This is a genomic window from Vibrio proteolyticus NBRC 13287 (assembly GCF_000467125.1).
Lineage (GTDB): Bacteria > Pseudomonadota > Gammaproteobacteria > Enterobacterales > Vibrionaceae > Vibrio > Vibrio proteolyticus.
On the sequence record NZ_BATJ01000031.1, the window covers coordinates 1 to 20,337 of the forward strand.

General features: G+C 48.8%; 22 protein-coding genes, 1 rRNA gene and 1 pseudogene. 17 read left to right on the top strand and 7 right to left on the bottom strand.

The window, feature by feature from the left end; all coding sequences use genetic code 11:
• Positions 1-346: 346 nt before the first annotated feature.
• From VPR01S_RS21300 to rplI, 6 genes are all read left to right on the top strand, one after another.
• Complete coding sequence (locus VPR01S_RS21300) at positions 347-535, top strand: (2Fe-2S)-binding protein (RefSeq protein ID WP_021707434.1); 189 nt, start codon at positions 347-349, stop codon at positions 533-535.
• A gap of 70 nt (positions 536-605) precedes the next feature.
• Positions 606-1,088 (top strand): bacterioferritin, encoded by a 483-nt coding sequence (gene bfr / locus VPR01S_RS21305; RefSeq protein WP_021707435.1) that lies wholly within the window; start codon positions 606-608, stop codon positions 1,086-1,088.
• Between the two features lie 200 nt (positions 1,089-1,288).
• Positions 1,289-1,678: a 30S ribosomal protein S6 gene (gene rpsF, locus VPR01S_RS21310; RefSeq protein WP_021707436.1), complete on the top strand. Its 390-nt coding sequence runs from the start codon at positions 1,289-1,291 to the stop codon at positions 1,676-1,678.
• An 8-nt stretch (positions 1,679-1,686) separates the two neighbouring features.
• A complete protein-coding gene (gene priB / locus VPR01S_RS22450) occupies positions 1,687-1,989 on the top strand; it encodes a primosomal replication protein N (RefSeq protein ID WP_081693219.1) in 303 nt (100 codons plus the stop codon).
• A 16-nt stretch (positions 1,990-2,005) separates the two neighbouring features.
• Positions 2,006-2,233: a 30S ribosomal protein S18 gene (gene rpsR, locus VPR01S_RS21315; protein WP_000090472.1), complete on the top strand. Its 228-nt coding sequence runs from the start codon at positions 2,006-2,008 to the stop codon at positions 2,231-2,233.
• 33 nt (positions 2,234-2,266) lie between these two features.
• Positions 2,267-2,716 (top strand): 50S ribosomal protein L9, encoded by a 450-nt coding sequence (gene rplI / locus VPR01S_RS21320; protein WP_021707438.1) that lies wholly within the window; start codon positions 2,267-2,269, stop codon positions 2,714-2,716.
• 72 nt (positions 2,717-2,788) lie between these two features.
• On the opposite strand, the gene VPR01S_RS21325 is transcribed toward rplI, so the two are convergent.
• Positions 2,789-3,550 carry a DUF481 domain-containing protein gene (locus VPR01S_RS21325; protein ID WP_021707439.1) on the bottom strand — a complete coding sequence of 254 codons (762 nt, stop codon included), beginning with the start codon at positions 3,548-3,550 and terminating at the stop codon, positions 2,789-2,791.
• Positions 3,551-3,722: 172 nt separating this feature from the next.
• Between VPR01S_RS21325 and VPR01S_RS21330 the strand changes: the two genes are divergently transcribed.
• The 3 genes from VPR01S_RS21330 to VPR01S_RS21340 are packed head-to-tail and all read left to right on the top strand — an operon-like array spanning position 3,723 to position 7,409.
• Positions 3,723-5,129, top strand: coding sequence for a replicative DNA helicase (locus VPR01S_RS21330; protein WP_021707440.1), 1,407 nt, complete (start codon positions 3,723-3,725; stop codon positions 5,127-5,129).
• 13 nt (positions 5,130-5,142) lie between these two features.
• Positions 5,143-6,225 carry an alanine racemase gene (gene alr / locus VPR01S_RS21335; RefSeq protein ID WP_040903307.1) on the top strand — a complete coding sequence of 361 codons (1,083 nt, stop codon included), beginning with the start codon at positions 5,143-5,145 and terminating at the stop codon, positions 6,223-6,225.
• The gene (locus tag VPR01S_RS21340; protein WP_021707442.1) at positions 6,222-7,409 is read left to right on the top strand and encodes a BamA/TamA family outer membrane protein; all 1,188 of its coding nucleotides are present in this window, start codon (positions 6,222-6,224) and stop codon (positions 7,407-7,409) included. Before alr ends, VPR01S_RS21340 begins: the two co-directional genes overlap by 4 nt.
• Here VPR01S_RS21340 and VPR01S_RS21345 read toward each other — a convergent pair.
• Positions 7,406-7,831, bottom strand: coding sequence for a secondary thiamine-phosphate synthase enzyme YjbQ (locus tag VPR01S_RS21345; RefSeq protein ID WP_021707443.1), 426 nt, complete (start codon positions 7,829-7,831; stop codon positions 7,406-7,408). The genes VPR01S_RS21340 and VPR01S_RS21345 overlap by 4 nt on opposite strands.
• A gap of 290 nt (positions 7,832-8,121) precedes the next feature.
• On the opposite strand from VPR01S_RS21345, the gene pgi reads away from it, so the two are divergent.
• A complete protein-coding gene (gene pgi / locus VPR01S_RS21350; protein WP_021707444.1) occupies positions 8,122-9,774 on the top strand; it encodes a glucose-6-phosphate isomerase in 1,653 nt (550 codons plus the stop codon).
• A gap of 63 nt (positions 9,775-9,837) precedes the next feature.
• Here the strand turns inward: pgi and VPR01S_RS21355 are convergent, their stop codons facing one another.
• The 5 genes and pseudogenes from VPR01S_RS21355 to VPR01S_RS23275 all read right to left on the bottom strand — a co-directional run bounded on the left by VPR01S_RS21355 (position 9,838) and on the right by VPR01S_RS23275 (position 12,619).
• On the bottom strand, positions 9,838-10,299 hold the full coding sequence (locus VPR01S_RS21355; RefSeq protein WP_021707445.1) for a chemotaxis protein CheX: 462 nt from the start codon (positions 10,297-10,299) through the stop codon (positions 9,838-9,840).
• Positions 10,300-10,320: 21 nt separating this feature from the next.
• Positions 10,321-10,770 carry a zinc uptake transcriptional repressor Zur gene (zur, locus tag VPR01S_RS21360; RefSeq protein WP_174377451.1) on the bottom strand — a complete coding sequence of 150 codons (450 nt, stop codon included), beginning with the start codon at positions 10,768-10,770 and terminating at the stop codon, positions 10,321-10,323.
• Positions 10,771-11,267: 497 nt separating this feature from the next.
• A pseudogene (locus VPR01S_RS23100) lies at positions 11,268-11,646 on the bottom strand (IS630 family transposase); the annotation flags it as partial.
• A 237-nt stretch (positions 11,647-11,883) separates the two neighbouring features.
• The gene (locus VPR01S_RS21370) at positions 11,884-12,291 is read right to left on the bottom strand and encodes a hypothetical protein (protein ID WP_021707448.1); all 408 of its coding nucleotides are present in this window, start codon (positions 12,289-12,291) and stop codon (positions 11,884-11,886) included.
• A gap of 133 nt (positions 12,292-12,424) precedes the next feature.
• Positions 12,425-12,619: a tyrosine-type recombinase/integrase gene (locus tag VPR01S_RS23275; protein WP_425585322.1), complete on the bottom strand. Its 195-nt coding sequence runs from the start codon at positions 12,617-12,619 to the stop codon at positions 12,425-12,427.
• 665 nt (positions 12,620-13,284) lie between these two features.
• Between VPR01S_RS23275 and dusA the strand changes: the two genes are divergently transcribed.
• The 7 genes from dusA to VPR01S_RS21405 all read left to right on the top strand — a co-directional run.
• Complete coding sequence (gene dusA, locus VPR01S_RS21375) at positions 13,285-14,295, top strand: tRNA dihydrouridine(20/20a) synthase DusA (RefSeq protein ID WP_021707449.1); 1,011 nt, start codon at positions 13,285-13,287, stop codon at positions 14,293-14,295.
• Between the two features lie 163 nt (positions 14,296-14,458).
• Positions 14,459-14,668, top strand: a complete 210-nt coding sequence (gene pspG / locus VPR01S_RS21380; RefSeq protein ID WP_021707450.1) for an envelope stress response protein PspG — start codon at positions 14,459-14,461, stop codon at positions 14,666-14,668.
• Positions 14,669-14,843: 175 nt separating this feature from the next.
• Positions 14,844-15,074: a hypothetical protein gene (locus tag VPR01S_RS21385; RefSeq protein ID WP_021707451.1), complete on the top strand. Its 231-nt coding sequence runs from the start codon at positions 14,844-14,846 to the stop codon at positions 15,072-15,074.
• Between the two features lie 103 nt (positions 15,075-15,177).
• Positions 15,178-17,034 (top strand): assimilatory sulfite reductase (NADPH) flavoprotein subunit, encoded by a 1,857-nt coding sequence (locus tag VPR01S_RS21390; RefSeq protein WP_040903306.1) that lies wholly within the window; start codon positions 15,178-15,180, stop codon positions 17,032-17,034.
• A complete protein-coding gene (gene cysI, locus VPR01S_RS21395; protein WP_021707453.1) occupies positions 17,034-18,752 on the top strand; it encodes an assimilatory sulfite reductase (NADPH) hemoprotein subunit in 1,719 nt (572 codons plus the stop codon). The genes VPR01S_RS21390 and cysI overlap by 1 nt, the downstream gene beginning before the upstream one ends.
• Entirely contained in the window at positions 18,745-19,521 is a 777-nt protein-coding gene (locus tag VPR01S_RS21400; protein ID WP_021707454.1) for a phosphoadenylyl-sulfate reductase, read from the top strand. The genes cysI and VPR01S_RS21400 overlap by 8 nt, the downstream gene beginning before the upstream one ends.
• Before the next feature lie 540 nt (positions 19,522-20,061).
• Positions 20,062-20,337, top strand: a 16S ribosomal RNA gene (locus VPR01S_RS21405); the annotation flags it as partial.

The window sequence follows — 20,337 nt, forward strand, 5'->3', positions numbered from 1 at the left end:
TTGTTGCTAAGATCTTCGAATAATTCGTAACGAATTACACGAAATCTTGCACTGTTCTTCTTTTTGAAGAAAGCGCATCTAGAGAAAGGGAAGCTTAGGCTTCCCTTTTTCGTTTTTTGGTTATAAGAAAAATGGTTCAATTATCATCTTAAATATCAATAGTGCCATTTTGAAAACAAACGCTTACACAGGAGCAGTTGTTTGGGTTGAGCCCCCCAATACGCTCGTATGATTTTTCATCAGTTTCTTTATAACTAATCGATCTTAAATGCAGCTCGATCTAACTGGTAATAAGAACGATTCTTTTTTATATTTCTGGTCACGCAATAGATTCAAGGTAGTCAGTATGTACGTTTGTTTGTGTCACGGTGTCTCAGATAAAAAAATCCGCAAACTTGCGCTGGAAGAAGGCATCTCCGATATTCGTGGTATCAAACGTTGTACAGCACTGGGTTCTCAGTGTGGAAAATGCGTTAGACAGGCGAAGGAGATCCTCAACGATACGGTTGTGACTCAGTTTAAACAGGCCAGTTAATCGCCACGACATTTTTGACACCTTCTCAATTGGTTCTACAGTTATAAGAGCCAAAGAGGAGGTTTTTGTCATGAAAGGCGATCCCATCATTATTCAACATCTCAATAAAGTGCTCGGCAATGAGCTGGTAGCCATCAACCAGTATTTTCTGCATGCCCGTATGTATAAAGACTGGGGCCTGAAACATCTGGCGGATAAGGAATACCACGAGTCCATCGACGAAATGAAGCACGCGGATCATTTGATCGAGCGAATTCTCTTTCTGGAAGGGCTGCCAAACCTACAGGATCTGGGCAAGCTGATGATTGGCGAAGATGCCCAGGAAATGCTGGAATGCGATCTCAAGCTGGAAATGGCCGCAATTCCGGATCTGAAAAATGCCATCGCGTACGCAGAAGACGTTCATGATTATGTCTCACGAGATCTGTTCCAAGACATCTTAGAGGATGAAGAGGAACATGTTGACTGGCTGGAAACTCAGCTTGGCCTGATTGAAATGACCGGGATTCAGAATTACCTTCAAGCCCAGTATGTCGACGAAGACGACGATTAATCCCCCTTTCTATCCCGCGCTTTACCAGCCTTCCTGACCTCGGGAAGGCTGTTGTGCCCAGAGTCACATTTCGCTTGCTTAAGCTGGTTTCTTTCTGTACTATTCGTGCTCCTTAAACTCAGTCAATTATCTTTAGTTCCTTGCTTCCTCTGGATGACTGAGCCAATTGTGGAAGCTGAATAATCCGTAAGGAGCAACCCATGCGTCATTACGAAATCGTATTCATGGTGCACCCAGATCAAAGCGAGCAAGTTGCTGGCATGATCGAGCGTTACACTGGTTCTATCACTGAAGCTGGCGGTAAAGTACACCGTCTGGAAGACTGGGGCCGTCGTCAACTGGCTTACCCAATCAACAAGCTTCACAAAGCTCACTACGTTCTGATGAACGTTGAAGCTGACCAAGCTGTAATCGATGAGCTGGAAACTGCTTTCCGTTTCAACGATGCAGTGCTACGCAACATGATCATGCGTACTAAAGCGGCTATCACTGAGCCTTCAATTATGCTTAAGCAAAAAGAAGAGCGTGCAGAGCGTGCTCCTCGTCGCGAAGAGCGTAGCGAAGCTAAGCCAGAAGCAGCTGCTGAGTAATTAATCTTATGACCAATCGGATGGAGTTGAGCGGCACTGTTGCAAAACCTCCAATTCGAAGCCAAAGCCCCAGTGGCATTGCACACTGTCGATTCTGGTTAGAGCACCGCTCTACGGTTATCGAAGCTGACTTACCGAGACAAGTTTATTGTCGTATGCCGGTTGTGGTCAGCGGGGATAGGTCACAAGCATTGACTCAGAATTTAGTACCAGGCAGCAGCATTAAGGTAAGTGGCTTTGTCGCTTATCAGACCGGCCGGAATGGTGTGGGAAAATTAGTGCTTCATGCCGACAACATTACTCAAATTTAAGATCAGGAGATAGCCCATGGCTCGTTTCTTCCGTCGTCGTAAATTCTGCCGTTTCACTGCAGAAGGCGTACAAGAGATTGATTACAAAGACGTAGCAACTCTTAAAAACTACATCACTGAAGCTGGTAAAATCGTACCTAGCCGTATCACTGGTACAAGTGCTAAGTACCAGCGTCAACTAGCGCGTGCTATCAAACGTTCACGCTACCTGGCTCTACTACCGTACACTGACAAACATCAGTAATCGGTTCGTTTTATTAAGAAAGAGGATTAAACAATGCAAGTTATTCTACTTGATAAAATCGGTAACCTAGGTGGTCTTGGCGATACTGTAAACGTTAAATCTGGTTACGCTCGTAACTTCCTTATCCCTCAGGGTAAAGCAGTTATGGCAACAAAATCTAACGTTGAAATGTTCGAAGCTCGTCGCGCTGAACTGGAAGCAAAAGTTGCTGAGCAACTGACTGCTGCAGAAGCTCGTGCTGAGAAAGTGAACGCTCTGGAAGCGGTTGTTATCGCATCTAAAGCTGGTGACGAAGGCAAACTGTTCGGTTCTATCGGTACTCGTGACATCGCTGACGCAATCACTGCAGCTGGCGTTGAAGTAGCTAAGAGCGAAGTTCGCCTACCTGAAGGTGCTCTGCGTACAACTGGTGAGTTTGAAATCAACGTTCAACTTCACTCTGAAGTATTCGCAGCAGTTACTCTACAGGTTGTTGCTGAATAATTTTTTAGTCTCAGGACTAGAAAAGAAAAACACCGGCGTCAGCCGGTGTTTTTTTTATGTCTGAAGAAAATGTTAAAAGATAAACAGCAAGTTGACTGAAAAAATACTGTCCGCCTTGCTCAGTCCTTCAGGCACACGGTCGTGATAAATCCGATCGTGGGACAACTTGAGCGCGATGTCTTCGGTGATGTTGTTGATGATATTGATATCACTTTCCAGACTGGTGTTGCTGCGACCGGCCACCGCGGTCAGTTCGGCTTCAAAGCGCAGTGTATCCAGCGCCTGCCACGCAGTATTGATTTTGCCGCGAAATATCCCTTCTTCGACGATATTCGGAAAGACAATGTCGTCGTCGTCAATTTCATCCAGGTTGGGTTCCTGATAGCGATAACCCGGACCGGCTTCCACTTCCAGTACAAACGCGTCGGTATTGGCAAACTGGTAACCCAGACCGCCCGACAGGGTATAGTCCTTGAAATAGGCGCTGTAGCGAGAGTCGACCCCTTTAAAGCTGCCGTACAGGTAGGTTTTCTTACTCAGTTTGTAGTCGGCCTGTGCTGAGTAATTCGACTGGCGTTTATCCTCTTCGCCATCTTTATACACCTGATAATATTTCCACTCGCCGTTGATACGGTAAGGGCCGGAGGTGTATTGCGCACTCAGTCGCGAGTTGAGCGATTCGGAATCGGTATTTCCTGAGTGAGATTGATAGCCAAACTCGATTTCCGTATCCCAGGGTGATGGCACTTCAATGTCTGACTCGGATGGGGTTGCTTCCTCAGCGTGAACCGACGCTGCGATCAGGCTTAAGCCTAAAAGCCAGAATTTTTGCACGAAGTACCTCTGAGTAGTGACATGAATGAGCGCATGGTAAGTCGACCGATCTTAAGGTGAGTCAACAAAAGGTTAATTCTACATAAGAAAGGGACAATCTGTCCCTAACTTAATTACAAATCTTGTATTCTGGTTATAATGGGCGGTTACGAAATAGTGGTTGAGCAGAAGCATGGCTGATTACAGAAACGAACAGAGAACTCGCAAAATTCAGGACGCTCAGGTCGACGCGATCAAAGTACCGCCGCATTCACTGGAAGCGGAGCAATCGGTAATTGGTGGCCTGTTGCTGGACAATGAACGCTGGGATTCGGTTGCGGAACGTGTTATGACCCAGGATTTCTACAGTCGTCCGCATCGCCTCATTTTTGATGCGGTAAAGTCGATTCTGGAAGACAGCAAACCGCTCGACCTGATCACTTTGTCAGAATACCTGGAGCAGCGCGAACAACTGGATGATGTTGGGGGATTTGCGTACCTGGCGGATCTGGCTAAAAACACCCCGAGTGCGGCCAACATCAATGCGTACGCCGACATTGTAGCGGAACGTGCGCTTGTGCGCAGTCTGATCAGTGTGGCGAACGAGATCGCCGATGCCGGTTACGATCCTCAGGGACGCAGCTCGGAAGATCTGCTCGACCTAGCCGAAAGTAAAGTGTTTAAAATCGCCGAAGATCGAACCAATGAGAACGAAGGCCCGCAAAACGTCGATAACATCCTGGAAAAGACCCTCGAACGTATTGAGCTGTTGTACAAGTCGCCGCAGGATGGCGTGACCGGGGTGAACACCGGCTTTATGGATCTCAACAAGATGACCGCCGGTCTGCAAGGTTCAGATCTGGTGATTGTCGCAGCGCGTCCGTCGATGGGTAAAACCACGTTTGCGATGAACTTGTGTGAAAACGCGGCGATGGAGCAAGACAAACCTGTGCTGATCTTCTCTCTGGAGATGCCATCGGAACAGATCATGATGCGTATGCTGGCGTCTTTGTCGCGGGTTGACCAGACCAAAATCCGGACCGGTCAGCTGGACGATGAGGACTGGGCGCGAATTTCTTCGACCATGGGCATCCTGATGGAGAAGAAGAACATGTACATTGATGACAGCTCCGGTCTGACACCGACCGAAGTGCGGTCTCGTGCGCGCCGTATTGCGCGTGAGCACGGTGGATTGTCGCTCATCATGGTCGACTACTTGCAGTTGATGCGAGTACCGGCGATGTCGGATAACCGTACCCTGGAGATCGCCGAGATTTCCCGCTCCCTCAAAGCGTTGGCTAAAGAGCTGAATGTGCCGGTGGTGGCGCTGTCTCAGTTGAACCGCTCACTTGAGCAACGGGCAGACAAACGACCGGTAAACTCGGACTTACGTGAATCTGGCTCTATCGAGCAGGACGCCGATTTGATCATGTTTATTTACCGTGACGAAGTGTACAACCCGGACAGCGCATTAAAAGGTACCGCCGAAATCATCATCGGTAAGCAGCGTAACGGTCCGATCGGCTCCGTGCGTCTGACCTTCCAGGGACAGTGGTCCCGTTTCGATAACTACGCGGGTCCGGCGTTTGATGATGAGTAATGTGATGAGTTATATGAAAGCTGCCACCGCGTGTGTGGATCTCAAAGCCCTGCAGCACAATCTGGCTCAGATTAAACGACGCGCACCAAACAGCAAAGTGATGGCGGTGGTGAAAGCCAATGGTTATGGCCACGGTCTGCGTCATGTGGCCAAGCAGGCCAGCGGTGCGGACGCTTTTGGTGTCGCGCGAATTGAAGAAGCCCTGCAGTTGCGAGCGTGTGGGGTGGTCAAACCCATCCTGTTGCTGGAAGGGTTTTACTCGCCGGTCGATTTACCGGTGCTGGTGACCAACAATATCCAGACGGTAGTGCATTGCGAAGAGCAACTGGCCGCTTTGGAGCAGACCAGTCTGGAAGCGCCGGTGGTGGTATGGCTGAAAATCGACAGTGGCATGCACCGTCTCGGGGTTCGCCCTGAACAGTATCAGCAGTTTGTCACCCGTCTGAAAGCCTGCCCGAATGTAGCGAAACCGCTGCGTTACATGAGCCATTTTGGTTGTGCTGATGAACTGGATAAAGCCACCACCACCGAGCAGACAGAACTGTTCCTGTCGCTGACTAAGGGGTGTGAAGGTGAGCGATCGCTGGCGGCATCAGCAGGGTTGCTGGCCTGGGACGACAGTCATCTCGAATGGGTGCGTCCGGGCATCATCATGTATGGCGTATCACCTTTTAACGACAAAGATGCGCAACAGATGGGTTATCAGCCGGTAATGACCCTCAAATCTCACCTGATCGCCGTGCGTGATGTCAAGCAGGGCGAGAGTGTGGGTTATGGCGGGATCTGGACCAGTGAGCGAGACACTAAGATTGGGGTGATCGCGATTGGTTATGGCGATGGTTATCCCCGCACGGCGCCCAATGGTACGCCGGTGATGGTCAATGGCCGCCGGGTGCCGATTGCCGGTCGGGTGTCGATGGATATGCTGACCGTCGATCTCGGACCGGACGCGACCGATAAGGTCGGTGATGAAGCCGTGCTGTGGGGCAATGCTCTGCCGGTTGAGGAGGTGGCGCAGCACATTGGCACCATCGCCTACGAACTGGTCACCAAACTGACCTCCCGGGTCGAGATGGAATACACCGACCAGGCATGAAGACATTTACCCTGTTAACGCTGGCTATTTTTGCCAGCGTTTTTGTGTCTGCGCCAGCCCGGAGTCAAGAGAAAGACCGTGCGGTGGTGCCGTTCTTCTTTTCCACTGACACCTTGGGGACCACCTTGGGTTTAGCTGGGGTCGCCAAAGGCGTGGGACAGAAACAGGCTGCCTTGTTTGGGATGGGGCTCTATTCCGGAAAAGACAGTTATATCGGTTACTTTGCGGCTTTAAACTACGCTCTGCACGACACTCTGTTGGTCAATACCCAGATGTATCAGGCGCGCTACAACGACACTCCGTATTATCTGGCTGATCAAGGTCGCAACGACGCTTCGATTGACGATGCCACACTGACGAGTGGCCTGGAGAGAAAATATCAGCTTGAGCTGCGGTTTCTTTTACCCTGGGGGTTGGTCGAGCAGCAGGGGATGGCGGGCTTGTTTCGCCCACAGCGTTCGGTGTCGACGGCCTCCCCGTTGGATTCCGGCGTGTCGTCCGTGACACTGATGCCCTTCTATTCGTCTCGTGCGCTGGAGCATGATACTCAAAGCGACAGCTCCACGGGTCTGAAACTGACGTTTGACTGGGACAACCGTGACAATCCGCGCAACGCCACTCAGGGCTCCCAGACATCGTTGGCGATCACCTCCGGAACTGGAGAGACGAGTCACCCTTGGGTTAAGTGGGAGCTGGAAAACAGCCAGTTTTTTTCCTTCGGACCACTGGGTGACTGGTTTAAGCAACAGGTGTTGGCACTGGATTTCTATACCGCCGATACGCCGAGTTGGGAACATTGTGATAATACTGCGTGCGCCCGGCCGCCAGAGCAGGAGCAAGTCCGGTTAGGTGGGTTGTATCGCCTCAGAGGTTATAGCGGGGGTCGGTACCACGATCGCGCCGCAGTGCACTATTCGCTTGAATACCGGGTGTTACCCGAATGGCAGCCGCTCAACGACATCCCACTCATTAACTATTACGATATGCCCTGGTGGCAATGGGTGCTGTTTGCCGATGTTGGCCGGGTGGCCGATGAGTACGATTTGCAAACCCTTCATCAGGACATGCGGTGGAGTGTCGGTGGCGCAATCCGTTTTCAGGTTGAAGGTGTGGTGGTTCGCGCCGAGCTGGCAAAAGCTGCCGATGAAGACAGCTTTCGAGTGATGATCAACCAGCCCTTTTAAACGGTTTCTCCCTGCAATGTGGCAATGATACGGCGTTGGCCACCATGGTTGCGGTGCTCACCGAGATAAATTCCCTGCCAGGTCCCCAGCGCCAGTTGTCCCTGACTGAGAGGAATCGTCACGCTGGCGCCGAGCAGCGACGCTTTGATATGCGCAGGCATGTCATCGTCGCCTTCGTACGTATGCTGATAATACGACGCACGTTCAGGAACGAACTGATTAAAATGCACCTCCATGTCCATCCGCACTGTGGGGTCGGCGTTTTCATTCAGCGTTAAACTGGCCGACGTGTGTTGAATGAATAAATGTAATAATCCCACAGAAACTCGTCGGATTTCTGGCAATTGTTGTTCAATTTCATCAGTGATCAGATGAAACCCTCGCGGTCTGGCGCGCAGGTGCAGGGTATTTTGGCTCCACATATCCGGCTTCCTTGATATTCTCATTGGCAAAACTTAGCTAAGACGTTAAGGTGTTGGCCTTTATCATCCGGTGCTTTCCAATAGCATAATCGGTTTACGTGACTTATCTCAATGATGGTGTCACAGGGCTGCGTCATAATGACAGTCTGAAAATTAATTACAAAGACAAGTGGCCTGCCTGCGGGGAGGCGACGAACAGTTTCTTTTTGCTAAATCGGGGATTCTGCAATCCGGCGAGAAACAGCTAGGATTAGTGGAATGAAACCTACAGTCACATCGGGATACTGACCATGTTGAAAAATATCAATCCAACGCAGACACAAGCGTGGCAAGCGCTGACTGCCCATTTCGAATCCGCTCAGGATATGGATCTGAACGCGCTGTTTGCTCAGGATGCGGATCGTTTTAACAAGTACTCTGCGCGTTTCGGCTCAGACATTCTTGTCGATTACTCTAAAAACCTGATCAACGAAGAGACGCTGAAACAGCTGTTTGCGCTGGCGGATCAGACGGAACTGAAATCAGCGATCGAAGCGATGTTCAGCGGTGAAGCGATCAACCAGACCGAGGGTCGTGCGGTATTGCACACCGCGCTGCGTAACCGCAGCAACCGTCCGGTGATGGTTGATGGCGAAGACGTGATGCCGGCAGTGAACGCGGTACTGGAAAAAATGAAAGCTTTCTCTGAGCGTGTGATTGGCGGCGAATGGCAAGGCTATACCGGTAAAGCGATCACGGATGTGGTGAATATCGGTATCGGTGGTTCGGATCTGGGGCCTTACATGGTGACGGAAGCGCTGGCGCCGTATACCAACCATCTCAACATGCATTTTGTTTCGAACGTCGATGGAACGCACATTGCGGAAACGCTTAAGGCGCTCAATCCGGAAACCACGCTGTTTTTGATCGCATCAAAAACGTTTACCACACAGGAAACCATGACCAATGCGCACACTGCGCGTGACTGGTTCCTGGCGGCAGCCAGCGATGAAGCGCACGTAGCAAAACACTTTGCGGCGCTGTCGACCAATGCGGATGCTGTGTCTGAGTTTGGTATTGATACCGCGAACATGTTTGAGTTTTGGGACTGGGTCGGCGGCCGATACTCATTATGGTCGGCGATCGGTCTGTCGATTGTTCTGGCGATTGGTTACGACAACTTTGTGGCGCTGCTGGAAGGTGCGCACGAGATGGATCAGCATTTCGCCAGCACGGAGTTTGAACACAATATTCCGGTTATCCTGGCGTTGATTGGTATTTGGTACAATAACTTCCACGGCGCGGAATCAGAAGCGATTCTGCCTTACGACCAATACATGCACCGTTTTGCGGCTTACTTCCAACAAGGCAACATGGAATCCAACGGGAAGTACGTCGACCGTGACGGCAACCCGGTGACCTACCAGACCGGTCCAATCATCTGGGGTGAACCAGGCACCAACGGCCAGCACGCGTTTTACCAGTTGATCCACCAGGGAACCAAACTGATCCCATGTGATTTTATTGCTCCGGCAATCAGTCACAACCCAACGGGTGATCATCACCAGAAACTGATGTCGAACTTCTTTGCCCAGACAGAAGCACTGGCATTCGGTAAATCCGCTGAAACTGTGCAAGCTGAACTGGTCAAGGCGGGTAAGTCAGAGCAGGAAGTGGCGGCGCTGGTGCCATTTAAAGTGTTTGAAGGCAACCGTCCGACGAACTCGATTCTGGTTAAAGAAATCACGCCACGCACGCTGGGTAACCTGATCGCGATGTACGAGCACAAGATTTTTGTTCAAGGCATGATCTGGAATATCTTCAGCTTTGATCAGTGGGGTGTGGAGCTGGGTAAACAGCTAGCGAACAATATCCTGCCTGAGCTGGCTGACGATGCTGCGATCTGCTCGCACGACAGTTCAACCAACGGTTTGATCAATGCGTTTAAAGCCTACCGTGCGTAACACGGTGTGGTGAGACAATAAAAAAGGTTGGCCGAGGCCAACCTTTTTTGTTGCTGCGAGCGTTTATTCGAAACAGATTTCAATAAACGCATTACCCCACTGCGAGGCGAAAGGCATAATGATGATTGCCCCTTCACATTTGTGACGAATGGTGTGGCCCTTGCCCGAAACCACCACTGGGGTGGCCATTTCGAAATCGAAACCACTTTCGGCCAGGATACGCTTTGCGCCTCCGGTGACCATGTTAGTGATTTCACCGACCATATCCGTTACTTCTTCATTCAGACCATTCGGGCGTTCACCCAACATGTTCTGCATAATTTCCAGCGCCAAGCCTTCATCAAATGTAATCGACATTGAACCACGAGTTTGCTGACCAACCATGCCAATCAGGCCGGAAACGTCACCGCGGGCAATTTCGTCTTTCTTCACACGAGGTTTCTGGGGTTTTAGTTCCAGAGAAGCCATCGTTTTCAGGACATTCAGCAGAGATGCCAGAAACGGGTTAACAAATTCAGCACGCATAACTTTCTTCTATCTATTCTTTCATTCCGAACAACACGAATCACAGACGCCATGAGTTTCAATAACGTGATTCGAGAAATGGAATCCGTGTTGTTCCGCGTTCTCTGTCAGCAAGGCTATCAGACTATCATTTTGCAGTTCAATAACGTTGCCACATTTGTCACAAATCAACAGATGAGAAAAGTGCTTGTGAGCGTTGCACGAAGCGCACGAGATAAAGCTGTTGGTGGATTCCACACGATGAATAAAGCCCTGCTCAAGCAGAAAATCGAGTGCCCGGTATACCGTCGGAGGTTTAGCCTGTGGCTCACTCTGTTTTAATTCTTCCAGCAGTTCGTAAGCGCTGGAGGCCTTTTTACTGGAGCAGATTAACTCAAACACCCGTTTGCGCTGTGTGGTCAGGCGAACGCCTCTTGACGCACAGATCTCTTCGATTTGTTGTATCAGTCTTTGGTTCAAATTCATCACCATAACCATCGGACTTGCCTAATACTATAACATTTCTCGATGGATTTGTTTTCTTCCGCTGTCATTAACGACATTTCGTCAGTGTACCCTGACGTGCACATCACAGGGCATACGTTACCTTATCTCGGTTAAAAACGATACTGATAAACCTGTCCCTCCTGGTGGTTGGGCCGATGGGTACGAGGTGACGGGATAAACTTCAGTGTCTGTGCAGCTTTAATAGTAAATAGAACATAGTAGGCCAAAAAGTCTTAATATTATGAATAAAAAGAAGTAATTTCTATTTGTACAGCTTAACCAGTATTTGGAACATGATGATCTAAATGCTGACATAAAACTGGTGGAGTGCCGTTGCTCGCGACAGCTAACTGGCGCTTGTGGCGGAACTGGGAGGCATGCAACTGTCGTCCTGGATCGCGATAGGCTATCTGCTCGCGAGCAAAAGCTATCCATTAGTTTTCAGGCTTAAGTTTAGACAGCTACACAGCATTCAGGACAGGCTTAAGCGTATCGTTGTAATACTCGATAAGGGTCTGCGGCTCTTCAGGTTTTAACTTGTGCGGGGCATCTTTAGGCATTTTGTGTGAAAAAAAGGGTTTCTCAGTTAAGTGCTCAATGAGTTTCATCGTCTGAGTCGACGAAATTCGGCTCTGGCTACCCACATGCTTACGTTTGAGTTTTTCAGAGAGGGCATAATCACTAAGATGACGATCAATGGTGGATTCATGGAGACGAAGAGCTTGAGATATCATGGTCTTACTCTAGCCTACCGAAGCCAATAAAACAGTTTTGATATGGTTACACACTCGACTATCACGTTCAGTGCCTTGCAATGGTTCGAGTCGTCTTTTTTTGTTCTGGAGTCAATATGAAATTCATGGTGCGGAGCATGATTCGGATTTCATCGAAAATTAAGTACCTTCAATGATCACAGGTATATCAAAATTGAATCCTGAGATATTCAGAAAGCAAACTGTGACTGAGAAATAATAAGCCTCCGGCCTACCTGAATCAGGAATGACAGAGGCTGATATGTTTTTTGCCGAAAATTATTATCTCTTTCGGAAAATTAAATGGTTATTTTGTGCAGAAATTAAAAGAAACTGGCCTTAATCATCAGAAATAAAGCGTTTCGACGACCTTACCGGCAAGCTTTATTTCACACTTATCCCCGTTGCTGGATTTAGTGGACTGCACAGCACTGGCCACGATGCCCAATACCCCGCCTTCGTTACCGAGTATACTGCCGAAATAACAGCTGCTGTCCACCTTTTGCTGCGCATAACGGCCGCCTAGATTTAGCGTTGGTGTAAATGGAGGGAAAGAGCCACGCATGACAGGATCACCGTTGACTGTAAGCACCAGTTTATCACTATCTGGATAGTAACTGCCGCCAAGCACATACTGTTTACCATCCAAATCCACATGTTTCTGTTGAGCCTGAATCACTTTTGGTGTGGTACTACAGGCAGCCAGTAACCCGACCGTTGCAGACAGCGAAAGCAGTTGAGCAAGTTTTTTCATGTAACCTTCCTTATTAATAGCACTATAGTTATTTTATTTATTGCGGTGCTTATTATACTGTTGTCATATTAAAAACTGCCTCAGTCTAATTATTTTTTGTGAAATGGTTCCTATAAATATTATCTCTAACTGATTAGTTTCCTAGATAACTGTAATTCAAGTTTCTATGTCCTGTAACTTGTGCGACTTCTTCTATGACATAATGTGCTTCAAATAAGCGGCTTGCTCTTTCATCTCTTAAGTCATGGTGTCGAAGATTTTCGGTGCCAAGTTCGTTGTGAACTCGTTGAAACTCTGCTGTTACAGAACGAGAGCTATATGGAAAGATTCTTTCCCCCGTTTTGTTTTTGCTGCCTCACAATATCGAAGAACCGCCAAGTAACGGAACAATCATATGGTGGCCTTCTTTTTTCGTGGGTCTTTGCGGTTTCGGACTACTGCAGTTTTATTTTATCGTTGAGATCTTCCCAGCGAAGCGCGCAAACTTCGCCAATACGCACAAGTAAGAATACTGACCTCTAGTATATCCAGCGAAGGTATGCGAGTTGCCTTGTTAGAGCGATAGCTTTGGCGAACGTTCAAGCTTTCTTAACTGATCGAGTTCATTGGTGATGGGGGTCTGGTACGCCAAGTGTTATCTCATAAGTCTCGTTCACCCATAAATAAATCGAGTAATTCAGCTGTTGTGGTAGAGCGTTAATGCCTTTTTTATCTGAAACTTGCTTCTTTGCCCAGGTGGTCGCTACAGCTTTTTTCTTATGTGTTTTAACAAATCGGTGTACAATTCGCCCATTATTCTTGCCCGTTATTGTTGCTTTATGGCGTTTTTCTCCACTGGTGAGAGTGCGTGTCTGAATGCTGTACGATGATATATCATCCTCTTTAAGGCGTACCGTATAGGTGATCTTGGGATGTGCTATAGGCGTACTAAATATCGTAATTTACCGCATTTTGAAGCAACAATTAGTAATTCAAAAGTTCAGTAAACTCCTTATGAATCTAGATAAAACAAAGAACGCCAACGATGTCGTGATGCAGCGATTTAGCGTTGCTCCGATGCTCGACTGGACAGACCGTCATTGTCGTTACTTCCACCGTTTGCTGTCGTCGCAGACGTTGTTGTACACCGAGATGGTGACAACCGGTGCGATCATTCACGGTAAAGGTGACTTTCTCAAGTACAGTGAGGAAGAACATCCGGTGGCGCTACAACTGGGTGGTTCCAACCCTCAGGATCTGGCGACGTGTGCGAAATTGGCGCAAGAGCGTGGTTACGATGAAATCAACCTCAATGTGGGCTGCCCATCGGATCGGGTGCAGAACGGCCGTTTTGGTGCTTGTCTGATGGCTGAGCCTCAGCTGGTGGCCGAATGCGTGGCGGCGATGAAAGAGGTGGTCGACATTCCGGTGACGGTCAAAACCCGCATTGGTATCGATGAGCAGGATTCGTATCCGTTTCTGACGGATTTTGTCTCTACTGTTTCTGAGCAAGGCGGTTGTGAACAGTTCACTATCCATGCCCGTAAAGCATGGCTAAGTGGTTTGAGCCCGAAAGAAAACCGCGAGATTCCGCCGCTCGATTACCCGCGTGCATATCAGTTAAAACAGGATTTTCCTCATTTGACCATCGCACTGAACGGTGGGATCAAAACGCTGTCGGAATCACAGCAGCATCTGGAACATTTGGATGGTGTTATGGTTGGGCGTGAAGCCTACCAGAACCCGTATATTCTGGCGGAAGTGGATCAGCAAATTTTTGGTCTGAATACGCCGGTGAAAAAGCGTCGCCAGATCGTGGAAGAGATGTATCCGTACATTGAACAGCAATTGGCTCAGGGGGCGTATCTTGGTCATATTACCCGTCATATGCTGGGGTTGTTCCAGAATATGCCAGGGGCGCGTCAGTGGCGACGCTACATCAGCGAAAACGCGCATAAACCCGGCTCTGGTATCGAAGTGGTGGAAGCGGCGCTGGCCAAAATCCCAGCCGAGCTGGATGTGTAAATTTCGCCATTAGTGAGTGGTGAAATTCACTTTATCGATGATGGGCGAAGCATATCAAAGTGCTTCGCCTTTTTTATTTCTATAAATAACAAGGTGATAGCTGATTTTATCAAACTGGCACGTAATCTGATTGGTCTTAAACAACAACGACAGGAGAACAATGATGTTTGAGTTGATTTTTGTACTGGTGTTTATGGCTACATTATTGGTAACCGGAATGACGCTCGTTAGTGTGCTGGGCGCGATTGTGCTGGCGTTTGTAGTGATGCTTGCCCTGGGGATGGTGGGTATTTTTATCAAATTGATCCCTTGGCTGATTGTGATTGGTGTCGGTTATTGGTTTTTCAAAAATGTCGTCTACCAGCCTCGTTAACCCAAGTAACGTTGGTTTGAATCCCTCCACCCAAGCATCTCTTAAAACACCACAGAATAAGTGGTGTTTTTTTATACCATATAAGTATATCAATAAAAGCGCAGTTGGCAGTTTTGTCAGGAATAAACCATGATTAGTGTGAACCGATCTGTATGACTATAAAGCAGGGATTGCGATGACGTTGGCCGAATTAAGAAACCTCTACCGCGACAACAAGTTGGTTGAGGCGATCATTGAACCTTCCAGTGAAGAAGGGACTTGGATCGTGGAGTTTAGACATGAGCGTGGTGGCTTCGTCCCTTTGACGGACGCTCATGGTGAAGAGTGTCATTATGTGGATCTGGATATGGCGTCCAAATCTGCGATGGCGGTGGGCTTTAAGCAGGTCAGGGTGGAAGCCAAGTAATCCCCCGGCCAATTAATGCCCGTTCTTTACACCCAAAAGTTATAAAACATTCTCTTCTATTCTTTCTTGTTATTAGCCTCAGTGGTTAATCTATCGTCACGCAATGAATAGGGATGTCGTGACAATGTCTTCTAACGGAAACACGAAACTACAAGAACTGCCAGCTATCGCCAGCCCGCTGAATGATCAGCAGCTCAGTCAGTTGCAGCATACCGTGTCTGAACTCTCTCCACAGCAACTTGCCTGGGTAAGTGGTTACTTCTGGGGGTTAAGCCAGTCACAACCTGCCGCAGCTGCAGCACCAATCGCTCAGGCGGCGGCTGCTGTATCGGCTAAGCCGGCAGGAAAACTCACCATTATATTCGCTTCGCAAACGGGTAATGCCAAAGGAGTGGCTGAAGCGCTGGAACAGGAAGCCAAGTCAGCCGGAATCCAGGTTGAGTTGTTTGATGCCAGCGATTACAAAGGAAAGAACCTGGCGAAAGAGACCCATGTCGTCATCGTCGCGTCTACCAACGGTGAAGGCGAAGCACCGGATAACGCGATTGAACTGCACGAATTCCTGCAGTCAAAGAAAGCGCCGAAACTGCCGAATCTACAATACGGCGTGATTGGGCTGGGTGACTCTAGCTACGAATTCTTCTGCCAGACAGGTAAAGACTTTGATACCTATCTGTCCAAGCTTGGCGCTACCGCCTTTATCGATCGCATTGATTGTGATGTCGACTACGATGCTCCGGCAGCCGAATGGCGCCAGAAGGCGTTGGAACAAGTTAAACAGGCCCTGGCATCGACCGAAGCAGAAATTGTTCAGCTTCCGGTAGGGCTGAGCGCTGCGACCCCTTCTCAATACAACAAACAGAACCCATATACCGCAACGCTGCTGACCAATCAGAAAATTACTGGCCGCGACTCGGGGAAAGACGTACGCCATATCGAAATTGATCTGGATGGCTCTGGCCTGAGTTATCAACCGGGCGATGCACTTGGCATTTGGTATGAAAACAGCTCGGAGCTGGCCAATGTTGTAGCGGCAGCGGTTGGTCTGTCCGGCGTGGAAAGTGTGGATGTCGATGGCGAAAGCTTGTCCCTGCACAGCGCGCTAGTGAGCAAGTTTGAAATTACCGCTGCCAACCCTCAGTTGGTGACAAAGTTTGCTGAGTTGTCTGGCAGCAAAAAGCTGCTCAAGCTGGTGGAAGATAAAGATAAACTGCGGGCCTACGCAACCAACACTCAGATTGTGGATGTGCTCAGTGAGAAGAAAACCAAGCTCAGCGCTGAGGCATTGATTGGTTTGTTGCGCCGCTTGACTCCGCGCTTGTACTCGATTGCTTCCAGTCAGACTGAAGTGGAAGAGGAAGTGCACCTGACTTTGGGCGTGGTGGAATACGATCACAGTGGTGAAGAGCGCCTTGGTGGTGCCTCCGGTTTCCTGGCCCGTCGTCTGGAAGAGGGCGGTGAAGTTAAAGTGTTTATCGAAAACAACAACAACTTCAAACTGCCGGCGAGTGATGATGCGCCCGTGATCATGATCGGTCCGGGTACGGGCATCGCCCCTTTCCGTAGTTTTATCCAGGAGCGGGACAATCGCGATGCCAATGGTAAAAACTGGTTGTTCTTCGGTGACCGCACCTTTACACAAGATTTCCTCTATCAGGTGGAATGGCAGAAGTACCTCAAGTCTGGCGTCCTGAGTCGTCTTGATGTTGCGTTCAGCCGTGATCAGCAGGAAAAGGTTTATGTACAACACCGTATTCTGGAACACGCCGAACAGGTTTGGCAGTGGATTCAGGATGGCGCTTACCTTTATGTGTGTGGCGACGCGACTCGTATGGCGAAAGATGTGCATGAAGCCTTGGTCGAAGTGGTGGAACAGCAAGGCAAAATGTCACGTGATGATGCTGAAGAATTTATCAATGATCTCCGTAAAGCGAAACGTTATCAAAGGGATGTGTACTAATGAGTGAGAAGCAGGTTGTATTAGGTGAAGAGTTAGGGCCACTTTCTGATAACGAGCGTCTAAAAAGAGAAAGCAACTTTTTACGCGGTACGATCGAGCAAGATCTGCAGGATCGTATTACGGGCGGCTTTACTGCGGATAACTTCCAACTGATTCGTTTTCACGGTATGTATCAGCAGGATGACCGGGATATTCGCAACGAGCGGGCTAAGCAGAAATTGGAACCGCTGCACAATGTCATGCTGCGCGCGCGTATGCCGGGTGGCATCATTCAGCCTAAACAGTGGCTGGCGATTGACAAGTTTGCCTCCGAGCACTCTCTGTACGGCAGTATTCGCCTTACGACTCGACAAACGTTCCAGTTTCATGGGGTGCTGAAACCCGATATCAAACTGATGCATCAGACGCTGAACAGCATCGGTATCGATTCGATTGCGACGGCCGGCGACGTCAACCGCAACGTGCTGTGTACCAGTAACCCGGTTGAGTCTGAATTGCATCAAGAAGCCTATGAGTGGGCCGCTAAGATCAGTGAGCATCTATTACCAAAGACAAGAGCGTACGCAGAGATCTGGCTTGACGGTGAGAAAGTGGAAACCACCGATGAAGAGCCGATCCTGGGCAGCAATTATTTGCCGCGTAAATTCAAAACGACGGTGGTGATCCCGCCGCAGAATGATGTTGACGTGCACGCGAACGATCTAAACTTTGTCGCTATAGCTGATAACGGCAAGCTGGTGGGCTTTAATGTCCTGGTTGGCGGTGGTTTGGCTATGACGCACGGCGATACTTCGACTTATCCGCGTCGCGCCGATGACTTTGGCTTCATCCCATTGGAGAAGACACTCGATGTGGCGGCGGCGGTTGTGACCACTCAACGTGACTGGGGTAACCGCTCTAATCGTAAGAATGCGAAAACCAAATACACCCTAGACCGTGTTGGTAGCGATGTGTTTAAGGCGGAAGTAGAAAAGCGTGCCGGTGTTACGTTTGAAGCCAGTCGTCCTTATGAATTCACGGAACGTGGCGACCGTGTCGGGTGGGTTGAAGGGATCGATGGTAAACATCACCTGACTCTGTTTATTGAAAATGGACGCCTGCTTGATTATCCGGGGAAACCGCTAAAATCGGGTGTGGCTGAAATCGCTAAAATTCACCACGGCGATTTCCGTATGACGGCCAACCAGAATCTGATTGTGGCTGGAGTGCCTGCCGAACAAAAAGCGCAGATTGAACAGATTGCGCTGGAGCACGGGTTGATGGATGCCAGTGTCAGTGAGCAGCGCAAAAACTCCATGGCTTGTGTCGCTTTCCCAACTTGCCCGCTTGCGATGGCGGAAGCCGAACGTTTCCTGCCGGAGTTTGTTACTCAGGTAGAAGAGATTCTTGAAAAACACGAGTTACCCAAAGAAGACAACATCATTCTTCGGGTAACGGGGTGTCCCAATGGCTGCGGTCGAGCGATGTTGGCGGAAATTGGATTAGTGGGTAAAGCGCCTGGCCGTTATAACCTTCACCTTGGTGGTAACCGTGCCGGGACTCGAATTCCGAAGATGTATAAAGAGAACATCACCGATCAACAAATTCTGACCGATATTGACGCCTTAGTTGGACGTTGGGCTCAAGAGCGCAACCCGGGCGAAGATTTTGGTGATTTCACCATTCGGGCCGGCATTATTGAAGAAGTGGTCAATTCAAAGAGGGATTTCCATGCTTGATTCAGTTGCAACTAAGCCTCAGTTAAGTGAGCTGTTGACACTGACCAAAACCGAGCAAACGCTCCGTTTGGCCGAAATCAATATGCAGCTTGAACAATTGACGGCAGAACAAAGAGTAGCGTGGGCGCTTGATAATCTGGAGGGGCAGCACGCAGTGTCGTCCAGCTTTGGTATTCAGGCTGCTGTAATGCTGCATTTAGTGTCTAACGTAAAAGCCGATATTCCGGTGATTCTGACCGATACCGGGTACCTGTTCCCACAAACTTATCGCTTTATCGATGAGCTGACAGCTAAGCTGGGGCTGAATCTCAAAATCTACCGCAGTGAGCAAAGTCCGGCATGGCAAGAAGCGCGCTACGGTAAATTATGGGAACAGGGTATAGAGGGGATAGAAAAGTACAACAAGCTTAATAAAGTGGAACCGATGCGTCGGGCTCTCACTGAGCTGAATGTTGGTACTTGGTTTTCCGGACTGCGACGGGAACAGTCCAAGTCGCGCCAGAATTTACCTGTGCTCTCGATCCAAAATGGTGTGTTTAAGTTCCTGCCTGTGATTGACTGGACAAATAAAGATGTCCACTACTATTTAGAGCAGAATGGTTTGTCCTATCACCCATTGTGGGAGGAAGGGTACTTGTCGGTAGGTGATACTCATACCACCAAAAAGTGGGAACCTGGGATGAGCGAAGAAGAAACCCGTTTCTTTGGCTTGAAGCGTGAATGTGGTCTTCATGAAGATGATGGAGAGCAATACGGCTCAGGGATATAACCGTGACATTCATAAAGGCCGCGAAAGCGGCCTTTTTTATGCTCCAAAAAGACTCTTTGTGGATAACTTTGTGAATATGATGTTGGCTTTTGTGGGGTAAAGTTGAATAAATAGGCCTTTGATTGAAATCTCATCGTTTAAGCGTTATTTTTGCAATTTTTTCAAAATAACGCTTGCCAACGTGATGTCGATCTCTATAATGCCTCCTCGTCGACAGGGCAAGGCCTCACAAGGGTTCGAAGCCAGTCGAAGCGGTCAGAAATAAAAATGAAATAATTTTGAAAAAGTGTTTGACACTGAAGATTATCTCGCTAGAATGGCCGCCTCTTCCGAAGTGATTTTAGTCACAGAGAAGAGCGCTCTTTAACAATATAAACCTATCAATCTGTGTGGGCACTCGTTGATGATAATCCAATTAGATACTTCGGTATCAAATTAGGTTTCAATGAAACGAAGTGACCATTGAATCGAAAGATTCAGCACAGTCAATTCAAACATTACTTATGTAATGTTCAGTATTCATTGAGCCGACAAAATCTTAAATTGAAGAGTTTGATCATGGCTCAGATTGAACGCTGGCGGCAGGCCTAACACATGCAAGTCGAGCGGAAACGAGTTAACTGAACCTTCGGGGAACGTTAACGGCGTCGAGCGGCGGACGGGTGAGTAATGCCTGGGAAATTGCCCTGATGTGGGGGATAACCATTGGAAACGATGGCTAATACCGCATAATAGCTTCGGCTCAAAGAGGGGGACCTTCGGGCCTCTCGCGTCAGGATATGCCCAGGTGGGATTAGCTAGTTGGTGAGGTAATGG